19 protein-coding genes, 3 tRNA genes and 4 pseudogenes are annotated in these 21142 nt (G+C 63.4%); 13 read left to right on the forward strand and 13 right to left on the reverse strand.

Annotation, left to right across the window (positions count from 1 at the left end; translation table 11 throughout):
• Positions 1-3: 3 nt before the first annotated feature.
• The 4 genes and pseudogenes from E6W36_RS15000 to E6W36_RS15010 form a co-directional block, all read right to left on the reverse strand.
• Positions 4-1026 carry an efflux RND transporter periplasmic adaptor subunit gene (locus E6W36_RS15000; RefSeq protein WP_222873108.1) on the reverse strand — a complete coding sequence of 341 codons (1023 nt, stop codon included), beginning with the start codon at positions 1024-1026 and terminating at the stop codon, positions 4-6.
• Between the two features lie 104 nt (positions 1027-1130).
• On the reverse strand, positions 1131-1562 hold the full coding sequence (locus tag E6W36_RS19605; RefSeq protein ID WP_246047788.1) for a Sua5 family C-terminal domain-containing protein: 432 nt from the start codon (positions 1560-1562) through the stop codon (positions 1131-1133).
• A pseudogene (locus E6W36_RS23765) lies at positions 1462-2060 on the reverse strand (L-threonylcarbamoyladenylate synthase). The gene E6W36_RS19605 and the pseudogene E6W36_RS23765 overlap by 101 nt, the downstream one beginning before the upstream one ends.
• Entirely contained in the window at positions 2057-2239 is a 183-nt protein-coding gene (locus E6W36_RS15010; protein WP_222873109.1) for a hypothetical protein, read from the reverse strand. The pseudogene E6W36_RS23765 and the gene E6W36_RS15010 overlap by 4 nt, the downstream one beginning before the upstream one ends.
• Positions 2240-2391: 152 nt before the next feature.
• On the opposite strand from E6W36_RS15010, the gene E6W36_RS15015 reads away from it, so the two are divergent.
• The 13 genes and pseudogenes from E6W36_RS15015 to E6W36_RS15065 all read left to right on the forward strand — a co-directional run bounded on the left by E6W36_RS15015 (position 2392) and on the right by E6W36_RS15065 (position 12940).
• A tRNA-Leu gene (locus tag E6W36_RS15015) sits at positions 2392-2475 on the forward strand.
• 42 nt (positions 2476-2517) lie between these two features.
• On the forward strand, positions 2518-2700 hold the full coding sequence (locus E6W36_RS19615) for a hypothetical protein (RefSeq protein WP_246047790.1): 183 nt from the start codon (positions 2518-2520) through the stop codon (positions 2698-2700).
• The gene (tig, locus tag E6W36_RS15020; protein ID WP_246047792.1) at positions 2670-3923 is read left to right on the forward strand and encodes a trigger factor; all 1254 of its coding nucleotides are present in this window, start codon (positions 2670-2672) and stop codon (positions 3921-3923) included. Before E6W36_RS19615 ends, tig begins: the two co-directional genes overlap by 31 nt.
• Positions 3924-4079: 156 nt before the next feature.
• Positions 4080-4705: pseudogene (locus E6W36_RS15025) on the forward strand (ATP-dependent Clp protease proteolytic subunit).
• Between the two features lie 187 nt (positions 4706-4892).
• Positions 4893-6161, forward strand: coding sequence for an ATP-dependent Clp protease ATP-binding subunit ClpX (clpX, locus tag E6W36_RS15030; RefSeq protein WP_222873110.1), 1269 nt, complete (start codon positions 4893-4895; stop codon positions 6159-6161).
• Between the two features lie 121 nt (positions 6162-6282).
• Positions 6283-8756, forward strand: a pseudogene (gene lon, locus E6W36_RS15035) (endopeptidase La).
• Positions 8757-8816: 60 nt separating this feature from the next.
• A complete protein-coding gene (locus E6W36_RS15040; protein ID WP_222873111.1) occupies positions 8817-9089 on the forward strand; it encodes an HU family DNA-binding protein in 273 nt (90 codons plus the stop codon).
• A gap of 121 nt (positions 9090-9210) precedes the next feature.
• A tRNA-Val gene (locus tag E6W36_RS15045) sits at positions 9211-9285 on the forward strand.
• Between the two features lie 36 nt (positions 9286-9321).
• Positions 9322-9693 (forward strand): tRNA-binding protein, encoded by a 372-nt coding sequence (locus E6W36_RS15050; RefSeq protein ID WP_222873112.1) that lies wholly within the window; start codon positions 9322-9324, stop codon positions 9691-9693.
• 1 nt (position 9694) lies between these two features.
• Positions 9695-10546: pseudogene (gene purU, locus E6W36_RS15055) on the forward strand (formyltetrahydrofolate deformylase).
• Positions 10547-10769: 223 nt separating this feature from the next.
• Positions 10770-10846 (forward strand) — tRNA-Asp (locus E6W36_RS15060).
• 232 nt (positions 10847-11078) lie between these two features.
• Entirely contained in the window at positions 11079-11534 is a 456-nt protein-coding gene (locus tag E6W36_RS21030; protein WP_281277360.1) for a hypothetical protein, read from the forward strand.
• Positions 11486-12940 carry an acetyl-CoA hydrolase/transferase C-terminal domain-containing protein gene (locus E6W36_RS15065; RefSeq protein WP_281277558.1) on the forward strand — a complete coding sequence of 485 codons (1455 nt, stop codon included), beginning with the start codon at positions 11486-11488 and terminating at the stop codon, positions 12938-12940. The genes E6W36_RS21030 and E6W36_RS15065 overlap by 49 nt, the downstream gene beginning before the upstream one ends.
• A 344-nt stretch (positions 12941-13284) precedes the next feature.
• On the opposite strand, the gene E6W36_RS15070 is transcribed toward E6W36_RS15065, so the two are convergent.
• From E6W36_RS15070 to E6W36_RS19635, 9 genes are all read right to left on the reverse strand, one after another.
• Complete coding sequence (locus E6W36_RS15070) at positions 13285-14430, reverse strand: IS3 family transposase (protein ID WP_222873113.1); 1146 nt, start codon at positions 14428-14430, stop codon at positions 13285-13287.
• A gap of 39 nt (positions 14431-14469) precedes the next feature.
• A complete protein-coding gene (locus tag E6W36_RS23770) occupies positions 14470-14757 on the reverse strand; it encodes an AIPR family protein (protein ID WP_425459651.1) in 288 nt (95 codons plus the stop codon).
• Positions 14679-15422 carry a hypothetical protein gene (locus E6W36_RS15080; RefSeq protein WP_222873115.1) on the reverse strand — a complete coding sequence of 248 codons (744 nt, stop codon included), beginning with the start codon at positions 15420-15422 and terminating at the stop codon, positions 14679-14681. Before E6W36_RS15080 ends, E6W36_RS23770 begins: the two co-directional genes overlap by 79 nt.
• Before the next feature lie 5 nt (positions 15423-15427).
• Positions 15428-17167: an SMC family protein gene (locus E6W36_RS15085; RefSeq protein WP_222873116.1), complete on the reverse strand. Its 1740-nt coding sequence runs from the start codon at positions 17165-17167 to the stop codon at positions 15428-15430.
• A 5-nt stretch (positions 17168-17172) separates the two neighbouring features.
• On the reverse strand, positions 17173-17745 hold the full coding sequence (locus tag E6W36_RS15090) for an AAA family ATPase (protein WP_222873117.1): 573 nt from the start codon (positions 17743-17745) through the stop codon (positions 17173-17175).
• Positions 17746-17922: 177 nt separating this feature from the next.
• Positions 17923-18486 carry a hypothetical protein gene (locus E6W36_RS19620; RefSeq protein WP_246047794.1) on the reverse strand — a complete coding sequence of 188 codons (564 nt, stop codon included), beginning with the start codon at positions 18484-18486 and terminating at the stop codon, positions 17923-17925.
• Positions 18483-19466, reverse strand: a complete 984-nt coding sequence (locus tag E6W36_RS19625; protein ID WP_246048360.1) for a helicase-related protein — start codon at positions 19464-19466, stop codon at positions 18483-18485. Before E6W36_RS19625 ends, E6W36_RS19620 begins: the two co-directional genes overlap by 4 nt.
• Positions 19467-19750: 284 nt before the next feature.
• Positions 19751-20092, reverse strand: coding sequence for a hypothetical protein (locus tag E6W36_RS19630; RefSeq protein WP_246047796.1), 342 nt, complete (start codon positions 20090-20092; stop codon positions 19751-19753).
• Positions 20089-21006: an SNF2-related protein gene (locus E6W36_RS19635; protein ID WP_246047797.1), complete on the reverse strand. Its 918-nt coding sequence runs from the start codon at positions 21004-21006 to the stop codon at positions 20089-20091. The genes E6W36_RS19630 and E6W36_RS19635 overlap by 4 nt, the downstream gene beginning before the upstream one ends.
• Positions 21007-21142: the final 136 nt, after the last annotated feature.

Genomic DNA, 21142 nt, shown 5'->3' on the forward strand with positions numbered 1-21142 from the left:
AGGTCAGCTCTTGTCTTCGAGGAAGGTCACCTTCACCGCCATCTCCGGCAGGATGCGCGGATCGCGCTGGTCGATGGCGACGCGCACCCGCACAGTCGCCTTGTCGCGATTGGCAGTCGGTACGGTCGCGATCACGCTCGCGGGGATGACGAAATCCGGGTAGGCGTCCAGCACGGCATCGACCTTCTGGCCCTGGCGGACGCGGGCGATGAACGCCTCGCTCACATCCACCTCGATCTCCAGGCTGCCCATGTCGACGATGGTGCAGATGCCGGTGCGGGTGAAGCCGCCGCCGGCCGACACGGGAGAGATGATCTCGCCGGGCTGCGCATTCTTCTCGGTGACCACGCCATCGAACGGTGCGCGGATCGTGTGCAGGTCGAGCGTGACGCGCGCGGACTGCACGGCCGCCTGCGCCGCCGCCAGGTTGGCCTGCGCCTGGCTGAGCTGGGCGCGCAGGCTGGCGACATTGGCTTCGTTGCGCGTCAGGTCCGCGGTGCTGGCGAACTGGCTTTGCGCCAGCGACTTGGTGCGCTTGAGAATCCGCTCGGCATCTGCAAGCGTTGGCGTCAGGCTGGCGACGGCGGCCTTGGCGGAACTCAACTGCGCCTCGGCGCTGCTGAGGCTTGCCTGCGCGGCGTCATCGTTCAGGCGGGCCAGCACCTCGCCCTTGCGAACCCGCTGCCCTTCCTCGACGCCAACAAAGACGACCTGCCCGGTGGTGCGCGCCGCGACCGTCGCGGACCGCCGCGCGACCACGAAGCCGGACGCCACGAGGCCACCGCTGCGCGCGGGCGCTGCGGCGCTCGCCTGCGCGGCATCGTCCGCGACAGCCGCTGAGGGTGCGGGAGTGGCGGGCACCGGCTTCAGGAACCACACGGCGGCACCCGCCGCAACGCCGGCGAGCAGCACGGCCGCGGCAACGCCGGCGACCGGCACGCCAGTCTGCGCAGGGGCAGCCGCCTCCGCGCTACGGTCGATCGCAAGGCCGCGCAGTAGCGCGCGCGTATCCTGTTGGTCGTTCACGTCGATTGTCTCCTCCGGCCGTTTTACCTTGGCGGCACACTGTGTCCAGTCGTTTCACGGTGCGTCTCGCCCGCAGGACGGTACGGGTTGGCGGGCCGTGTAGATCAGCGCGCCGCCGCTGCCCGGCGCAGACGGTCGTTGATGGCGATGCCGAGCCCGGTATTCGGAATCGGCGCGACCGCGATGACCGGGCGGTCGCTGGCCTGTGCCCGGTGGAGGGCCTCGAACAGGCGGCTTGCGGCCTCGACCAGATCGCCGCGCTCGGACAGCGAAATCTCGCCGGGCCAGGCCCCGAAACCGATCCAGAAGGCGTCCGGCTCCGGCTGTGTGACGTTCAGGCGCACCGGCTGGCGCGGCGCGTAGTGGCTGGCGAGCTGACCGGGGCCGTGACGCCTTCGTCCTGCGCCGCCACCACCGGCACCCCGGATACGGTCGTCAGCGCTTCGGGGCAATGGGGCCAGGCCGCAGCAGCACCAGCCGGGCCGGCTCGACACGCACGATGGTCGATTCCAGGCCGCGGCTTGTCGGCCCTGCATCCAGCACCAGGTCGACCCGGTCGCCGAGCGAGGCGATGACGTGCGCCGCAGTGGTCGGGCTGAGCGTGCCGGAGGCGTTGGCGCTTGGCGCGACAAGGAGGCCGCCGCAAGCCTCCAGCACGGCCTGCGCGACCGGGTGCGCGGGGCAGCGCAGGGCCAGGGTGCCAAGCCCGCGCGCGCCAGCGGCGAGACCGGCGACGGCTCGCGTGCGGGCAGGACAAGCGTCAGCGGCCCAGGCCAGAAGGCGTGGGCGAGCGCCTGCGCGGTCGGGCCGGCTTCGGCCAGCGCCTCCAGTTGGTCCGGGCGCGCGAGATGGCAGATCAGCGGATTGAACTGCGGCCGGCCTTTGGCGGCATAGATGCGGGCGACCGCTTGCGCGTTTCCAGCGTCGGCCGCCAGGCCATAGACGGTTTCCGTCGGCAGCGCGACCAGACCGCCCGTGCGCAGGCAGGCGGCGGCGAGCGCAATGCCCTGCGCGTCGGCGGACAGCAGGGTCATTGCGAGGGCGGCTGGGACTCGGGATCGCCGCGCTTGAGGATCAGCGGTTCGCCGTTGACGTCGCGCGGCACGCTACCCGGGGTCTTGGCGACAACGGGGCCGACATAAAGCGGCGAGGGAGCACAACCGCAAAGGCTGTACAGCAAGGCGAGACCGACAAGCGCGAACGGGCGCAACATGCTGAAAGCTCCTGATCTTACGCAGCGCCATTAAGGAATTTCGCGGCGTTTGTACAGCATACGGCGTGCGATTTCGCCCCCACGGGAGCGGTTGCGTGCGCCCAAGCCTGTGCTATAGACGCCCGCTCGTATTGAATTTGACGCACATCTCGGCGGGCGTGGCGGAATTGGTAGACGCGCTGGATTTAGGTTCCAGTGTCGAAAGACGTGGGGTTCGAGTCCCTTCGCCCGCACCAAACGGCAAGACCTGCCCGCTGCTTGTAACGGAAGACCTGAGAATGCAAATCGACCAAACGCTCAACGACGGCCTGAAGCGGGTGATTACGGTCAAGGTGCCGGCCACCCGTATCGAGGGCAAGCTGGACGCCCAGATCGCCGATATCGCCAAAAATCCGTATGCCGGGGTTTCGCCCGGGCAAGGCCGCCGCAGATGGTGCGCAAGCTTCACGGCGACTCCGTGAAGGCGCAGATCGTCGAGGAAGTGGTGCAGGAAAGCAGCCAGGCGGTGTTCGCCGAGACCCAGTTGCGTCCGGCCATGCAGCCCCAGATCGTGGTGCGCGAGTATGATGCCGGCGGGGACCTGGAATTCACCATGGAATTCGAGGTGCTGCCGGAGATCGCGGTCGGCGAGATCGAGGGCATCGTCCTCGAGAAGCTGATGGTGGCGCAGGATGAGGGCGCGGTCGAGGAGACGCTGCGTCGCATCGCCGACCAGCAGAAGCGTTTCGAGGCCGCTGAAGGCCGCGTCGCCGAAGCGGGAGACGCCGTTCTGATCGACTTCGTCGGCAAGATCGATGGCGATGCGTTCGAAGGCGGCACCGGCAAGGACGTGCAGTTGGTGCTTGGCTCCGGCCAGTTCATCCCCGGCTTCGAGGATCAGTTGATCGGCGTGAAGGCAGGCGACGAGCGGGCGGTCGGCGTCAACTTCCCGGACGACTACCAGGTTGCGTACCTCAAGGGCCGCCCCGCAGTCTTCGATGTGACGGTCAAGGAAGTGCGCACGGCGGCGGCCGTGGAGCTGGACGACGCGCTGGCCAAGAACCTTGGCCTGGAGTCGCTGGAACAGTTGAAAGAGTTCATTTCCACCGACCTCGGGCGCCAGCATGAAGCGCTGACCCGCACCTACATGAAGCGAAAGCTGCTCGACCACCTGCATGCGACGCACGATTTCCCGGTGCCGGACGCCATGGTGGAGGCGGAATTCGCGCAAATCTGGCAACAGCTCGAACGCGAAACCGTGGATAATCCGGAAGAGCGCGCGACCATGGAGAACGAACGCGACGAATACCGTGCGATTGCCGTGCGCCGTGTGCGGCTCGGCCTGCTGCTGTCCCAGATCGGTCAGGCGAACGGCGTCGATGTGACCCCGCAGGAAATGGCGCAGTTGATCTGGCAGGAAGCCCAGCGCTACCCGGCCAAGCAGCGCCAGCAGGTGGTTGAGTTCTTCCAGCAGAATGCCGCGGCGTCCGCGCAGTTGCGCGCGCCCCTTTACGAGGAAAAGGTCGTCGACTTCATCCTGGGCAAGGCGAACATCTCCGAGCGCGCCGTGTCGCTTGAGGCGCTGCAGGCGGCGATCGACTCCGAGGATGCGGCCCCACCGCCGGTCGAGGACGCCAAGCCGGCCCAAGGCCCGCAAGAAGAAGGCCGAGGCTGCAGCAGATGCGGCGGAGGCCACGGCCGATGAGCCGGCGGCCGCCGCCGCCGCCGCGCCGGCTGCCGATGCCGCAGAGGAGCCGGCCAAGCCGAAGCGCGCGCGGGCGAAGAAGAAAGACACTGGAAACGACGACGCCTGACACCCATCTGTCCCTTCAGCGCAAACGCCCCAGAGGATCCAACGCCCATGATCGACCGCGTCCACCATATCGTCGACAACCTCGTGCCGATGGTCGTCGAGCAGTCCAGCCGCGGCGAACGCGCGTTCGACATCTACTCGCGCCTGCTGCGTGAGCGGATCATCTTCGTGACCGGCGGGGTCGAGGACCATATGGCGAGCCTGGTGGTTGCCCAGTTGCTCTATCTCGAGGCGGAAAACCCCAAGAAAGACATCTGGATGTACATCAACTCGCCGGGGGCGTCGTCACCTCCGGCCTGTCGATCTACGATACGATGCAGTATATCCGCCCGCGCGTGGCTACGCTGTGCGTGGGGCAGGCGGCCTCCATGGGCTCGCTGCTGTTGTCGGCAGGCGAGCCGGGCATGCGCTATGCGCTGCCGCACGCGCGCATCATGGTGCACCAGCCCTCGGGCGGCGCGCAGGGCCAGGCTACCGACATCGAAATTCAGGCGCGTGAAATTCTGCGCGTGCGCGAGAAGCTGAACCAGATTTACGTCAAGCACACCGGTCGCAGCCTCAAGGAAGTGGAAACCGCGCTGGAGCGCGATCGCTTCATGGACCCGCTCGACGCCAAGGAATGGGGCCTGATCGACGAAGTCTACGCCAAGCGGCCGGATTCGGCATCGGAATAGCCTGGCCGCACCACAAGCGGTTAAGCTCCCTGTAAGGGTCCGGGGTATAGCGTGGAGATGGCGGTTCGGGACGGACCGCCGGCAAGTCTGGATGAGCGCGGCTGATGCGTGCGAATTCCGGATTGTGATGTAGTTTGACTCCGGTCTACACTGGCGATGCCTGTAGCGGGCCGATGAAAGGGCATGCATGACAAAGCTCAGCGGCGGCGATTCCAAGAATACCCTGTACTGCTCCTTCTGCGGAAAGAGCCAGCACGAGGTACGCAAGCTGATCGCAGGGCCAACCGTGTTCATCTGCGATGAATGCGTCGAACTCTGCAACGACATCATTCGCGAAGAGACCAAGTCGAGCCTGGTCAAGACCAAGGACGGCGTGCCGACCCCGACGGAAATCTGCCGCGTGCTGGACGATTATGTCATCGGCCAGGATTATGCGAAGCGCGTGCTCTCGGTTGCCGTGCACAACCATTACAAGCGCCTGAACCATGCGCAGAAGAACGCCGATGTCGAACTGGCGAAGTCGAACATCCTGCTGGTCGGCCCGACCGGCTGCGGCAAGACCCTGCTGGCGCAGACGCTGGCGCGCATCCTCGATGTGCCGTTCACCATGGCGGACGCGACGACCCTGACCGAGGCCGGCTATGTCGGCGAGGATGTCGAGAACATCATCCTGAAGCTGCTGCAGGCAAGCGACTACAATGTCGAGCGCGCCCAGCGCGGCATCGTCTACATCGACGAAATCGACAAGATCAGCCGCAAGTCGGACAATCCCTCGATCACCCGCGATGTCTCGGGCGAGGGCGTGCAGCAGGCGCTGCTGAAGATCATGGAAGGCACGACCGCCAGCGTTCCGCCGCAGGGCGGCCGCAAGCACCCGCAGCAGGAATTCCTGCAGGTCGATACCACCAACATTCTGTTCATCTGCGGCGGTGCGTTCGCCGGGCTGGACCGGATCATCGGTGATCGCCTCGAGGGCCGCTCCATCGGCTTTGGCGCCAATGTCGCAGGACCGGATGAGCGCCGCACCGGCGCCGTGCTGCGCCAGTGCGAACCCGAGGATCTGCTGAAGTTCGGCTTGATCCCCGAGTTCATCGGCCGTCTGCCGGTGATCGCGACCCTGGAAGATCTGGACGAGGCGGCGCTGGTGCGCATCCTTTCCGAACCGAAGAACGCGCTTGCCAAGCAGTATCAGCGACTGTTCGAGATGGAAGGCGTGAAGCTTACCTTCAGCCACGATGCGCTGCAGGCGATTTCGCGCCGCGCCATCGAGCGCAAGACCGGCGCGCGCGGCCTGCGTTCGATCATGGAAGCCATCCTGCTCGACACCATGTTCGATCTGCCCGGCAACAACGCCGTGGACGAAGTGGTCATCAACAAGGATGTGGTGACCGGCAAGAAGGATCCCATCCGCATCTTCGCCAGCCCGCGCGAGGAAGTCGGCTCTTCAATCGCCTGAGACGACCGCCGCCGCCACGGCGAGGGCGACGCTTGATCGCCGCGCCAGGCGGCCCAATATGTCCTATATCGACTGACGGTTGCGCAGCTGCGCGCACGGTCCAAGAAGCTGTGAGATCGCCATGACCACTGAAACCCTGCCTGTCCTGCCGCTGCGCGACATTGTCGTGTTTCCGCAGATGATCGTGCCGCTGTTCGTCGGGCGGGAGAAATCCGTGCGCGCGCTGGAGGCGGTGATGCAGGGCGACAAGCGGATATTCCTGCTGTCGCAGCTCAACCCGGCGGAGGACGACCCCGGCGAAAAGGACCTCTACGACATCGGGTCGATCGCCCATGTGCTGCAACTGCTGCGGCTGCCGGATGGTACGGTCAAGGTGCTGGTCGAAGGCCGACAGCGTGCGCGCGTGCAGCGGTTCCGCGAGGATGGCGATCATCTCACGGCCACCATCACGCCGATGGAAGACGTGAACGCGGATACGGACGAGGCGCGCGCGCTCAGCCGGGCGTTCGTCGCCCAGTTCGAGCAGTATGTCCGCCTGAACAAGAAGGTCGCGCCGGAGGTGACGGTCGCGGTCGGCCAGATCACCGATCTCTCAAGCTGGCGGATACGGTCGCGTCGCACCTGTCGCTGAAGATTTCCGACAAGCAGCAGATTCTGGCGACCGAGGACGTCGCCAAGCGCCTGGAGCTGGTTTTCGCCTCCATGGAGGGCGAAATCGGCGTGCTGCAGGTCGAGAAGAAAATCCGCTCGCGCGTGAAGCGCCAGATGGAGAAGACCCAGCGCGAATATTACCTCAACGAACAGTTGAAGGCGATCCAGCGCGAACTCGGCGAGACCGACGAGGGCCGGGACGAGACCGCCGAGATCGAAGCCCGCATCAAGAAAACCAAGCTCAGCGTGGAAGCCAAGGAAAAGGCGCTCGCCGAGGTCAAGAAGCTCAAGACCATGAGCCCGATGTCGGCGGAAGCGACCGTGGTGCGCAACTACCTCGACTGGCTGCTGGGCCTGCCCTGGAGCAAGAAATCAAAGACCAAGAAGGACATCGCGGCTGCCGAAAAGGTGCTGAACGAGGACCATTATGCCCTCGACAAGGTGAAGGAGCGCATTCTCGAGCATCTGGCGGTGCAGGTGCGCGCCAAGAAACTGAAAGGCCCGATTCTGTGCCTGGTCGGCCCGCCCGGCGTCGGCAAGACCTCGCTTGGCCGCTCGATTGCCAAGGCCACCGGGCGCGAATTCCTGCGCATCAGCCTGGGCGGTGTGCGCGACGAGGCAGAGATCCGCGGCCACCGCCGCACCTACATCGGCTCCATGCCCGGCAAGATCGTCCAGAGCATGAAAAGGCGGGTACGTCCAATCCGCTGTTCCTGCTCGATGAAATCGACAAGATGGGCCAGGATTTCCGTGGCGATCCGGCCTCGGCCCTGCTGGAGGTGCTGGACCCCGAACAGAACGCCAAGTTCAGCGACCATTACCTTGAGGTCGACTACGACCTGTCCGACGTCATGTTCGTCACGACGGCGAATACGCTGCGCATGCCGCAGCCGCTGCTTGACCGCATGGAGATCATCCAGCTCTCAGGCTACACCGAAGACGAGAAGGTGGAGATCGCCAAGCAGCATCTGGTGCCCAAGCAGATCGAAGGGCATGGCCTCAGGGCCGGCGAGTGGTCGGTGACAGACGCGGCACTGCGCGACATCATCCGCTATTACACCCGGGAGGCCGGGGTGCGCTCACTGGAGCGTGAACTGGCCAAGCTCGCCCGCAAGTCGCTGAAGAAGATTCTCGAGCGTAAGGCGGACAAGATCGAAGTGACGCCGGACAATCTCGGTGAGTTTCTGGGCGTGCAGCGCTTCCGCTTCGGCATGTCCGAACACTCGGACCAGATCGGTGCCACCACGGGTCTGGCGTGGACCGAGGTCGGCGGCGAGCTGCTCACCATCGAGGCGGTCACTGTGCCGGGCAAGGGCAACATCAAGACCACCGGCAAGCTCGGCGATGTGATGCAGGAGTCGATCCAGGCGGCGCTCAGCTTCGTCAAGTCGCGCGCCTCCGAGTTCGGCATCGACCCCAATGTGTTCGAGAAGAAGGACATTCACGTCCACGTGCCGGAGGGTGCCACCCCAAGGATGGGCCGTCAGCCGGGATCGCGATGGTGACGTCCATCGTCTCGGTGCTGACCGGCGTGCCGGTGCGCAAGGATGTCGCGATGACCGGCGAGGTCACCCTGCGCGGCCGGGTGCTGCCGATCGGCGGGCTGAAGGAGAAGCTGCTCGCGGCGTTGCGCGGCGGTATCGGCACGGTCTTGATCCCCGAAGAGAACGCAAAGGATCTCAAAGAGATACCAGATAACGTGAAGGAAGGCCTGGAGATTGTGCCGGTCAGCGCCGTCGATCATGTGCTGGCCCAGGCGCTGGCCGGATCCTGACGCCGTTGCCGCCGGTGGCGGACGTCGTGGCGGCAGCCGGGATCGCCGAAGGAGCCGGCGCGGGGAACGGTCGCGCACTAAAGCATAACCCATCGCCAACCTTGCGAAAAACCGGGAAAACCGCCGATTTCGGCGGTTTTCTCTTGACAGGTCGAAAATGCGGGTCTTAGATGCCCGCCAGCGCAGGACGTTGGTGCTGCGCGCATAACTGCCACTTTGGGGTTCCCAGCATGAATAAACAAGACCTGATCGGCGAAGTCGCTGACGCCGCCGGCCTGAGCAAGACGGACGCCGGCAAGGCCGTCGACGCAGTGCTCGACGGCATCACGCATGCGCTCAAGAAGGGCGACGAAGTCCGCCTTGTCGGCTTCGGCACGTTCCTCGTGAGCCGTCGCGCCGCCAGCACCGGCCGCAATCCGCGCACCGGCGAGCCGATCGAAATCAAGGCTTCGGCCCAGCCCAAGTTCAAACCGGGCAAGGGTCTGAAGGACGCGGTCAACTAAAGACTGTCGCGCCGGGGTCGCGTCTGCGGCTCCGGCGCGCACGTCGCAGCGGTTACGGCAACCGCTGCAAAGTGCTGGACAAAGCTCAGGCATGCCAGTAGCAAGCCGACTCCCGGTAGCCGGGCGCGTAGCTCAGCGGTAGAGCACTGCCTTCACACGGCAGGGGTCACAGGTTCGAACCCTGTCGCGCCCACCATCCCAAACCCGCGACATCAAGACCGGTGAGGCACCGATGCATGTGGTGATAGGCCCGGATGCGCCGCAGGCGGCCTTGATAGACTTCGAACATTTTCTTGCCGTCGATATTCGCGTCGGGACCGTGGTCGCCTGCGATCCGTTTCCGCAGGCGCGCAAGCCCGCCTACAAGCTCACGCTCGATTTCGGGCCGCTGCTCGGCGTCAGGCGGTCAAGCGCCCAGATTACCGACAATTACGCCCCGGAGGACCTGGTTGGACGGCAGGTCGCAGCGGTCGTCAATTTTCCGCCGCGCCAGATCGGGCCGTTCGTCTCCGACGTGCTGACTCTCGGCTTTCCCGATGCGGATGGGCGGATCGTGCTGATCCATCCGGAGCGGCCGGTCCCCGACGGCAGCCGGCTGAGTTGACATGCGGCGCGATTATATCCTGACGCTCAGCTGCCCGAACCGCATCGGCATCGTGTTCGCGGTTGCCCGGTTTCTCGCCGAAGCTGGCTGGAACATCGTCGACAGCGCCCAGTTCGACGACCAGGCCAGCGACCGGTTCTTCATGCGCGTGGCGTTTGAGGCCAGCGCGCCGGGCGAGTCTCTGGAGGCTGCGCCGGCGCTTCCAGGCGGTTGCGGCGGATTTCGCCATGGACTGGCGGATCGAGGATGCGCAGCGGCGCGCCCGGGTCGTCATCCTGGTCTCCCGCTTCGACCACTGCCTGCACGATCTCCTGTACCGCCATAGCGTCGACGAACTGCCGATCGATATCCCGGCGGTCGTCTCCAACCACGAACAGGCGCGCCGGCTGGCCGATCATCATGGCGTCGTGTTCCACCATTGGCCGGTGACGCCGCAGACCAAGGCCGATCAGGAAGAGCGGCTGCTGGGCCTGCTGCATGGCACCCAGGCGGATGTACTGGTGCTGGCGCGCTACATGCAGGTGCTCTCGGACGATCTGTGCGCCCGGCTGCCGTGCCCGGCGATCAACATCCACCACAGTTTTCTGCCCAGCTTCAAGGGCGCGCGGCCCTACCATCAGGCGCATGCGCGCGGCGTCAAGCTGATTGGCGCGACCGCGCATTACGTAACCCCTGACCTCGACGAAGGGCCGATCATCGCGCAGGCGGTGCGCCCGGTCACCACGCGCAGACGCCCGACGCGCTGGTGCGGGTCGGGCGGGATGTCGAGAAGACCGTGCTGGCCGAGGCGCTGCGCCTGCACATTGAGCAGCGGGTGCTGCGCAACGGCGTGCGCACGGTGGTGTTCGCGTAAAGCATCTCGCTTTAAATGCGACCCCCAGCCGCGCCCATGAACAACCTCGCGCGCTCATCGCAAACAGGTGTGCGTGAGGCTTTACTTTTCAGGATTTTCGCACCGCAGGGCAACCTGCTTTCTCGCCCATGCGCGCAGAAAATCAGGCGAACCCGCTGTCATTTAAAGGCGCGCATGAGCGCTTGACAGGGGCGGCGAGGTCCGTACACCCGCCACCCAATGCGCGGGTGTAGCTCAGTCGGTTAGAGTGCCGGCCTGTCACGCCGGAGGTCGCGGGTTCGAGCCCCGTCACTCGCGCCATTTTTTCCTGTCTTTTTGTTTTACGTGGCATCGTCGGCGCGGTCGGCCCGGGCCTGCTGCCTGGCGAGGCCGTGACTGGCTGATCGCCTATAACTGCGCCAAGCAACTCAAGGCGCTCCAGTTCAGTTCCCCCACGAGGCCGTCGAGAAATTCTGGTAAGCGAAGCCCGATATCGGGTGCAAAGGACTTCGATTCCACGACACTAGACGAAGGTGAGCTTCACAAGCCTCCCGTGGTCCGGCATCTCGAAGGCGAAATCCTGAAGCATATCGGGGAGTGGGAAAGCGGGGAGAGCATGACGGCGATCGACGAAACCTATCGCGCAAAGCGCATGACGGCGGACCAGGCGGTCGCGCTCGTTCCCTCCGGCGCCAGACTGGCGATGCCCATGATCGCCGCCGAGCCGCCGGCGCTGCTGGCGGCGCTTGCAGCGCGGGCGCGGGCAGGCGAGGTACGCGACCTGCACCTCTATTACATGCTCTCGGCCGGCATCGCCGGGCAGAGCGTGCTGGCGCCGACTTGGCCGCGGCGATCACGCCGGTCAGCATCTTCCATGGCGGCGTCGAGCGCGCGCTGGATACGGCGCGGGTGCAGGCCGGGGCGCCGGCCGTCGATTTCCTGCCCTGCAACTTCCATCAGGTGCCGCGCCTGCTGTGCGAGCATGTCGGCGTCGACACGCTGCTGGTGATGGCGGCACCCATGGATGCGGACGGCAACTTCAGCCTCGGCGTCTCGACCGACTATGTCCATGCCGTCGCCCATCGTGCTGCGCGCGTGCTGCTGGAAGTGAACCCCAACATGCCGCGGGTGCGCGGCCAGTGCCAGGTGCCGCTGTCGCGGGTGACCGCCGTGGTCGAGCATGCATCCCCGCTGGCGGAGCTGCCACAGGCCCCGCGCACGCCGGCCGACCAGGCGATCGGGCGCATCATCGCCGGGCTGACGGCGGACGGCGCGTGCCTGCAGATGGGCATCGGCGCGCTGCCGGATGCCGTCTGCGCCGAGCTGGCCCACCACCGGCACCTTGGCATCCACACCGAGATGATGCCGAACGGGCTGGCGGCGCTGATCCAGTCCGGCGCTGTCGACAACAGCCGCAAGCAGACCCATGCCGGCGTCTCCATCTTCACCTTCGCGCTCGGCGACCGCGCGCTCTACGCCTTCCTGGACGACAACCCCGGCGTCGAGGCCTACCCGGTCAGCTATGTGAACGACCCGTGCGTGATCGCGCGCAACGACAACGTGCTCTCCGTCAACGCCACCATGCAGGTCGATCTGTCCGGCGCCTGCAACTCGGAATTCATGGGCGGGCGTCAATACAGCGGCATCGGCGGCCAGGTAGACTTCGTGCGCGGTGCCTATGCCTCGCGTGGCGGCAAATCGATCATCGCCTGTCATTCGACCGCTGCCGGCGGCACGGTCTCGCGCATCTGCCTGGACCTGAGCGGCCCGGTGACCACCGCGCGCACGGACATCCACATGGTGGCGACCGAGTTCGGCTGCGTGCAGCTCAAGGGCCTGAGCCTTGACGCGCGGGCGCGGGCGCTGATCGGCATCGCCCACCCCGATTTCCGCGAGGACCTCGAACGCGGCGCCGGGAGCGCCGCATCCTCACCCGCACCCACTTCCCCGCCGGGGCGGGCTGAGCGTGATCGTTTCAGATCGATAACCGGCTCCAGCAGGCTGCTGAAAATGTTACTTCGGCATTGTGGGCAAGCCCCCGTCACCCCAGAGCAGGCCGGGGTCCTTGGCGAAAGCGCTAGCTTCGTTATGGGTGCCCGCGCCCAGGAGTCCGGACGCAGCCTGCAAAGTCACAAAAGTCACGCGAAGAGGGTGTGTGACCTTCCCCGCGCACGTTGCCATGCGACGCCAAAGCGCCTGGCGGAAAGATTTTGCGGGGTGGCAGCCCAGCCGGGGCGTGCGATCACGGCGGGGACGCGCGCAGAACACCGCGCCTGGCGGCGGTTTCGGCATAAAATAACCCCAACAGACTTTTATCGCTCTGTTTGTATACCAGATCGGCCATGTAGGACAGCGGTTCGGGACATGGGCAGAAGGTTCTATTCGAAAAAATCTGCTCCTGGCGCGCCTGGATGAAGCACAAGTTGCTTAACCTTCTGTACGACTTCAAGCCGGTCGGTGAGGTTTCAAACGGAGGCACTACTCCCTGATGGACTTGCAGCACAGGGGCTGTGGCGGCGGTGACGGACGCGCTCAACCCGGCTTGCTTGTGGCATGGCGCGAGCGCGGCCCAGCGCCGCCCGCGCAGCGCGAGCCGCGACCCCGCCAAGGGTGTGGCCGTGCTGCGAAACCTGTCAGCGCTGTAGCCGAGGCTGCGCGCCACTGCACCGGATACCAAGCGATTTTCTTTCCGAAGCGAGGATGTATTCGCTATTCAATGGTCGCGATGGCGATTGACGTGCTCCCCTGATTGTTACCAGTCAGAGGTAGAGTCGGGCTCCTTCATGATGGTTGTTTGATGGGATGGCAACGTGTCTGGGGCATGCCCCAGACACGTTGGCCGGCGGTCTCGGCGGGGTCTTCCCGCCCAGTTTCGAGTGCGGCCTGACCGTATTGTAATCGTGCCGCCAGGCGGCCAGCACGAACCGGGCATGGGCCAGCGAGGTGAACAAGGTCTCGTTGAGGCATTCGTCGCGCAGGCGACCGTTGAAGCTTTCGACGAAGCCGTTCTGCATCGGCTTGCCGGGCGCGATGTAGTGCCACTCGACCCGCCGCTCCTGCGACCAGCGCAGGATGGCTGACGAGGTCAGTTCGGTGCCGTTATCGCTGACCACCGTGTGCGGCTTGCCACGGCTGCCCATCAGGCTGGTTAGTTCCCGCGCCACCCGAGCCCCGGACAGCGAGGTGTCGGCCACCAGCGCCAGGCACTCCCGCGTGTAGTCATCGACCACGCACAGGATGCGGAAGCGCCGACCGCAGATCAGGCTGTCGGAGACGAAGTCGAGCGACCAGCGCTGGTTCGGACCATCCGGCAGCACCATCGGTCTGCGCGTACCCAGCGCCCGTTTCCGGCCACCACGGCGACGCACGCGCAGCCCTTCCTCGCGATAGATGCGCAGCAGCTTCTTGTGGTTGGGTGCGATGCCCTCCCGCGCCAGCAGGTAGCCCAGGCGGCGATAACCGAACCGGCGGCGCTCCGCCGCCAGCTCACGCAACCGTTGCCGCAGCGCTCCGTCATCCGGCCTCGTCGGCTCGTAACGGATCACCCTTCGGCTCACACCAACCAGTGCACACGCCCGACGCTCGCTCACCCCGTGATGCTCCCGGGCATGGGCGACGGCTTCCCGCTTGGCGCCGGGCGTTACCATTTTTGATGCCAGATCCTTCAGCACCGCGTTGTCGAGCATCGCCTCGGCCAGAAGCTTCTTCAGCCGCGAGTTCTCCTCCTCGAGCGACCGCAGCCGCCGGGCCTCGGACACATCCAGACCGCCGAACTTCGACTTCCACTTGTAGAACGTTGCCGAGCTGATCCCGTGACGGCGGCAAACCTCCGCCGTCGCCATCCCAGCTTCCTGCTCCTTCAAGATCGCAATGATCTGCTCTTCGTTGAACCTGCTTCGCTTCATATCGTCCGACTCCTTGGCGTCGGACTCTACCAAAAGCGGTCACATTTCAGGGGAGCACGTCACCGCCACCGTCTGTGCACCGTTCACAATTGATACGCCGCCCAGGGAAAACACCTTTTCTTTGGCCGTTCCGTTCTTTGGTTCAATACGCTCGCACAGTGCAGTGACGCCGTTGTTGAGATACTGAAAAAGCTCCGGCTTCTCTGTTAGGGTATCCCGGATCGCACGGTTGACGTCGGTCGTTTTTCCTAAGAAGTTCCTAATGTTGCGCTCATATAGGGCTTTGTCATGCAACTTATGTAGCGCAGCAAGCTGAGAAAGTGACACCGTGCCATAGTAGGCGATCCGGGGAGTGATAGCGGAGCTATAGTTAAAAGGGTCAGCTTCGTATCAATACGCGGATAGGCGTTAGCACCTTGCAATGCGCTCGCGACCCAAGCTGCGTCAGAATCAATAATCGGCGCTTTAAGGCGTTCTTCAACCTGACATTCTTCAACGAGTAGGTCACTAAGAGCCTTCTGTGCGTGCGCAGAGATACCGTCACCGGTGTGAGCTACGACAAGGCGAATTTCTGAGCATTGCTCCAACGCTCCGTCGATGTCAGCTTGACGGGCAAGGATGTGCTGGTTGAAGCCGGTGTAGTCCTGCTTGATAATCTTGCGGATGCCTTGGCAAAAGCCGTTAGCCTCCGCCTGATTGAACGTCGCGCCAGCTTTCAGCTTCGCCTGCACGAGATACAGCGTCTCTTCGTCCGCCTTGTAGAAAATAGCGTCGATGCCAAAATCGTCATAGTCATCAACAATGGCAGCGCAGGCTTGCGCAATCGGAATGCCGCACAAATAAACAAGAGAAAACGCCGAGAATGCTCGATCTATATTCTTCCTATTATCCTCGTCCAGTGTTTTGGGATGCAAAAGAGACGGAACATGTGCAACATAACTATCACTGAGATGCTTCTTAAGGAGATTAAGCTGATCAGTCTGGATCGCCATATTAATCAGCTCGGCTTCTTCAGTGGATGGAGGCGGCGGCTGTCGCCGACATTGCGCCAGTAGCTTCCCGACTTGTCATTGCTTGGCCAGCCGTGGTCGGGGTGGGACAGCGTGTCCACCAATTGCACCACATGATTGGCGAAGCCGATGGCGTCCTGATCCAGCAGGTCGAATGAGATTTCCTTGAAATGCGCGCCAAGCGCGTTGCGCACCTGTGCGATGCGCGCGAGTTCGTCCAGTATGGGCTTCAACTGGATGACGTTGGTGGCTGCAACGCTCGAATCGGCAAGCCCATCGCGGATTTCGACTTTCAGGGCGTCGCGCAGTTTGTTGTCGATGGCGAGCAGCAAATCGCCAACAGAATATGGGTTTCCGTGGCGGCGCGGAACGCGGCATTCATAGCGCAAGGTGAGATAGTCCAGCGCGTATTCGAGGATAACGCCAGCCTTACCGCAAATCGACTGCGTATCGGGCGGCGTCTGGGCGAGCAGCCCTTTCAGCAGATCGATCTCGGGCAGACAGCCCACGTGGCTCATGCCGTCCACGATGGTCCACCGGGCCAGTTCGACAAACTGGCAAGGCTGGCCCGGCTTGAGCGATCCCCAGCGGAAGCGTTCGCGCCAAGGGCGATAGTGCGTCGTGACGATGGTGTGGCGGAACTTCTCGCTGGCCTCGTAGATCATGTTTACGACCCGCTCGACATGAGGTTCGTCAACGCTACCGAGCACATCATCAAGGATAAGGATCGTTTCGTCCGCTCGGTCGCGGGCGGCGAGCGCGAGAAATACGCAAAGCCCGAGCGTGTCCAGATGCGATTGGCTGAAATATGCCTGCGGCGGGACATCCTGCCCCGAAAAATTGGCGGCCAATTCGATGGAAGCGCGCTTCTTCGGGTCTAAAGGCAAGGCGATCTTATCCAGCCCCTCGCCGGGATGGACCTGCTCGTAAAGCTTGCCAACATCCTGCGCGATCTCTCCAATAATCTTGTTGGTGAAGTCCTGCCGCTGCTCGACGCAATGTTTCAGAGCCTCTTCCAACTTGGGAACAAGAGCCTGCAACTCGGTGCGCCTAGCAAGATTCTGCTCATAGCGGTCGGAAGCCGCTTTCAAGGTTTGAACAAACTTCTTCTCGTCACGCCAAGCCGCCTCGACGGCGGGCCATGTCTGAGCAGTTGCTTCGTTAGCCGCAAGCCATGCGGCAAGGGACGGCAACTCGACTGGCGGTGCGTCGCCTGGCAACGTCACCTCGGCTTTCCACGCATGGCCATCCTTGGCCGCCGCATAGACGGCAAGGGCGCTCGTATAGTCGGTGTCAAGCTGGGTGACGGCGTTCTGCGCCGTGCCCAGCGCCGTCGCGCATTGCTGGCGTTTCGCCGTCGCCGTTCGCAATGTTCCTAAATCAGAGAGCCGGGCGGCGATCTCGTTGACGAGCCCCGCTGCATTCTCTGGGCTGCGGCACAGCGGGCACTCGGTGGCGTCGGAATGGCTGTGCAGATATTTGCTGCCTTCCTCCAGTAGAGCCAACGTATCCGCCGCGCCATCAGCGACAGTCGCCGTTGCTGCCGCCAGCGCGGCGTCGGCCTCGGCAAGTGCGTTGGTAGCTTCGGTCAGTGCCTTTTGACGCGCCTCTGCCCGCTCGGGAAAAGCCTTGAGGGCGTCGAACGCCTTGCGGAGCTTGTCGATGGCGGCGATGTCGCCATCAAGATTGGCGGCTTGCTCGGTGAGCTTCTGCTTCGCCCACGTCACGGCGTTCAGTCCGGCCGGTTCGCCGGCCGCTTCGTAAAACCCTGCAATTCCTGAAGGCTCTGACCCTCCGCCTGTTCGACGGCCTTGCGCTCTTCGGCCAAATCTTTGGCCTGCTTGCGCAGCGCTTCTTCCGAAGCCTCGAAAGCGGCAATGTCGATGAAGCGCTTGATGGCGTCGTAGCGTTCGCCAGCCTTCGCTTCGATAAGGCGGAGAATCTGCTGGCGGCGCATCAACTCGATGCGCGGCCGGGACGCGGGAGGCGTCACTACCACCTTCTTGTCCACGATCTTGCCGGAACAGGTGCCAGTGTTGGTTTCCAGCGCAACCAACAGATCGGCGGCAGTTTTCCCGGCGCTGGGCCAGTATTTTTCTAGGCGCGCGCCAAGGCCGTATCCGTCGAGCGAGGATACACGCTCATGCGCCAGAAACTCGAAGGCATCGCAAATGGTCGTCTTGCCGGTGCCGTTTTCGCCATAGATCAGGGTGAGTTTCTTGCCTTTCTCGAATGGCAGGGTGAAGGTCGCGGAAGATCCCCGAAAGGCGGCGATGCTGAGCGATTTGAGCGGAGCGGCGGTCATTCCTGCACCGCCTTGGCTTGGGCCAGGTCGATCTCCAACTTCCAGTCCTCCCCTTCATGTCGCCTGCGGCGATCTTGGCGATCAGCACGTCGCGCTTGTCGGCGCGAAGCAGCCCCGCCGCAATCAGGCGATCAACAACCTCTCCGGTCAGGGCTTCCGATGGTGACGGCGCAGCGGTCATTGCAGCCTCCAGCGAATTGTGAACAGCGAAAGCGCCTCAATTTTCTGTTCCAGCTTTGCTTCGATCTGCGCAATCAGTTCGGCGCGCTGCGCGTCTATCCGATCCTGCGTGTCGAACAGTGTGCGGCGCTTCGCAGACCTCTCCGCCTCAAGGGCCTTCACCGCCTTCTGTCCCACCAATTTTCCCTCAAGCGTCGGCGCTGCGGTGGCGTCTCGTCGGGCCGCCTTGATCTGACGGTCCAGTTCCTTCAATTCGCGCTCCAGCCCGACCTTCAGGTCGTCGGCCCAGCCATCCAGTTTGTTCGCTTCCAACTCGAAGAAGCGGGCGTTGCGCTCGGAGATGCCCCTACGGATGTTTTCTTGCTGACGGGCTAGCTGTGCCTCAAGCGCCGATGCAACGTCATCCGGCAGCGTTTCAACATCTCCCGTCCGCGCGCAGATCGTCAGCAGGCGGCTGACCGCCTCATCGCTCAACGCCTCTCCATCATCGGATTGGCCCGCCAGCAGCAGGTGATCTTCGCTCTGGCCAAGCGCATTGACCGACAACAGCGCGGCGGTCATCCAGCCCGACTTTCCGACCCATGGCTGGATGGCGGAAATGCGCCCTTCATGCGCTGAGTAGTCGAAAATGACCTCCGCCACAGGCAAATCCCGCGCCTGCGCTCGGGTGACAATGGCGTCGCCCAGCGGATGATTGAGGCGAAATAGGTGTGCCTCACCGGACCGCCGCGGCAATTCGTAGAGGCCGGTCGGGATGGCGCGGTCTCAATCCACGCCGGGAGCGTGTCGAGTCGGAACGAAGAGCCGTCGATGAATGAGGCCGCACCATCCAATTCATGCGCGGCAAGCCGCATCAACTGCTGCTCGAAGTGGTTGAGATGCAGGTTGGTGTCCTGATCGCGAAGCTTGAGCTTTTCCCGCACTTCATCATCGAAGTTTTCCATGAGCTTCTGGCGCGCAGCCGTCATCGCTTCGCTGATTTCTGAACTCAACTCGCGTTGAAGGCCATCAAAGGCGGCCCGGATATCCTCGGGCTGGCGACATTCCTGATAGATTTCAGCAATCCGCTTTTCAAAATCGACGCCCGACTCAATTGCGCCAAGGACCTCGTCGCTGGCCCCGAACACGCCTTCGAATAGCTGAAACTTCTCGGACAGGAGTTGATAAACGCGCTGGTCGGCCTCGTTCTTCTGATTCAGAAAATTGACTACGACGACATCGTGCTTCTGGCCGTAGCGGTGGCAGCGACCGATACGCTGCTCGATACGCTGCGGGTTCCAGGGCAGGTCGTAGTTGACGATCATCGAACAGAATTGAAGGTTGATGCCCTCGGCTCCCGCTTCCGTGGCGATCATGATTTTCCCGGTGTCACGGAAATAATCGACCAACGCAGAGCGCATGTCGGCTGTGCGCGAGCCAGTAACGCGGTCGGACCCGGCGTGGCGGGCAAGCCATTCCAGATAGATTGCGCGCGACTGCTCGTCAGTATTGCTCCCGTTGAACAGGACGATGGAATCGGCCCAAGGGCTGTCCGCCAGCACGCGCAACAGATAAGACTGTGTGCGGCGGGATTCCGTGAAGATGATGGCCTTTTCAGCCGCGCCGAACTCGCGGGCTTTGGCGAAGCCGACATCCAGCGCCGTCAGGAGCGCGCGGCCTTTCGCGTTCTGCTCGATGGACGTGGCGAGTGCGGCAAACTCGCGTAGCTCCGCGATCTCCGTTTCGAGCGCGCGCTGGTCAGCGTTACTTAGTGGTTCGGCCTCGTCGCCGCTCCACTCATCCTCGGTTTCGTCCAGAGCTTCATAGTCCTCCTCAACCGCTTCTGTTAGGGAGGCAGGCGGACGGTTTTGTCCAGCCGCGATTGCAAGCGCTCGGAGATGGACGCAAGAGCGCCAGCGATGGCGAAGGACGACGACGCGAGAAGCTTGCGTAGCACGAGCGTCATCAGCGCACGCTGGCTGGATGGAAGGGCCTGTAGATTGTCGCGCTGGAGATAATCGGTGACAAGATTGTAGAGTCGGTCTTCAACCTCGTCGGGGCTGAACTCCTGCAAAATGGCATGGCGCTTGGTGTAGGGGACATAGGCTGTCACCTGACGGCGCAGCGTTCTGTGGCAGATGGGCTTCAACCGCTCGCGCAATATGTCGAAAGCCCGGTCCTGCGTCACGCCCGCGAACTGCTCGCGGAAGCTTTAAGATCACCAAACGAATGTTCGTCGATGAAACTGACAAGCCCGAACAACTCCAGCAGCGAGTTTTGCAGCGGCGTGGCCGTGAGCAGCAGCTTGTTGCGCTCTGCAAGAGCACTCTTAAGAATATTGGCGATGACATTGGACGGCTTATAGACGTTGCGGAGTCGGTGAGCCTCGTCAATGACGACCAAATCCCAATAGGTCGTCGCCACGTCGGCGGCTTTGGATCGCGCGAACTGGTAAGAGCAGATGACAACGCTATCCTGCGTTTCAAAGGGCTTGAAGTTATCAGCCTTGATCTCAGCGTTGTAGGACTTCGCTTCTAGTATTGTGCAGGGGATAAAGAACTTCTCGTTCATTTCCTGATGCCACTGCTTACGCAGATTCGCGGGCGCTATGATAAGGATGCGCCGCTTGCCCTCCGCCCAGCGCTGGGAAATCACCAGCCCCGCCTCGATGGTCTTGCCCAACCCCACTTCGTCGGCAAGGAGCGCGCCTTTGGACAAGGGCGAAGCAAAGGCGAACAGAGCCGCATCGACCTGATGCGGGTTCATATCAACCTGCGCTCCGGCGACGGCGACGGCCAACCGCTCGGTGCTGTCCGACGAACGGCGGCGTGTCAGATCGTGCGCAATGTATTTCGACTGGTAGTCAGTGATCACGGTTGCCCCCGGCCGGTGGCGGCGGCGATCGGCCACATACCTGCGCATAAACTCCCTCAAGACCTGGGCCGCTGGCTTGTCCTGCTCACGGCAAGCCGCGAGGAACTGCTCGCGCAACTCGCGTTCGACTCGGACCCGCAACCCTGCATCTTTCTCGGCCATGATCGGAGTGTATCCAACGGATACACAGGATAGAAGGGCAAATTGCGGAATCGTTTGCTCCTTCATGGCTATGGCTGTGTCCACGGCGGAACGTGGTCGATGGGGTCGAGGGGAGCGCGAAAGCTCCTTCGTCGTGGTTCAGGGCGCGAAAAGCCCTGACGGTATCCAACCGGCGCACGGTTGGCCCCTCGGGAGAGTCTGG

This window comes from Hankyongella ginsenosidimutans (assembly GCF_005144965.1).
Taxonomy (GTDB): Bacteria; Pseudomonadota; Alphaproteobacteria; order Sphingomonadales; family Sphingomonadaceae; genus Hankyongella; species Hankyongella ginsenosidimutans.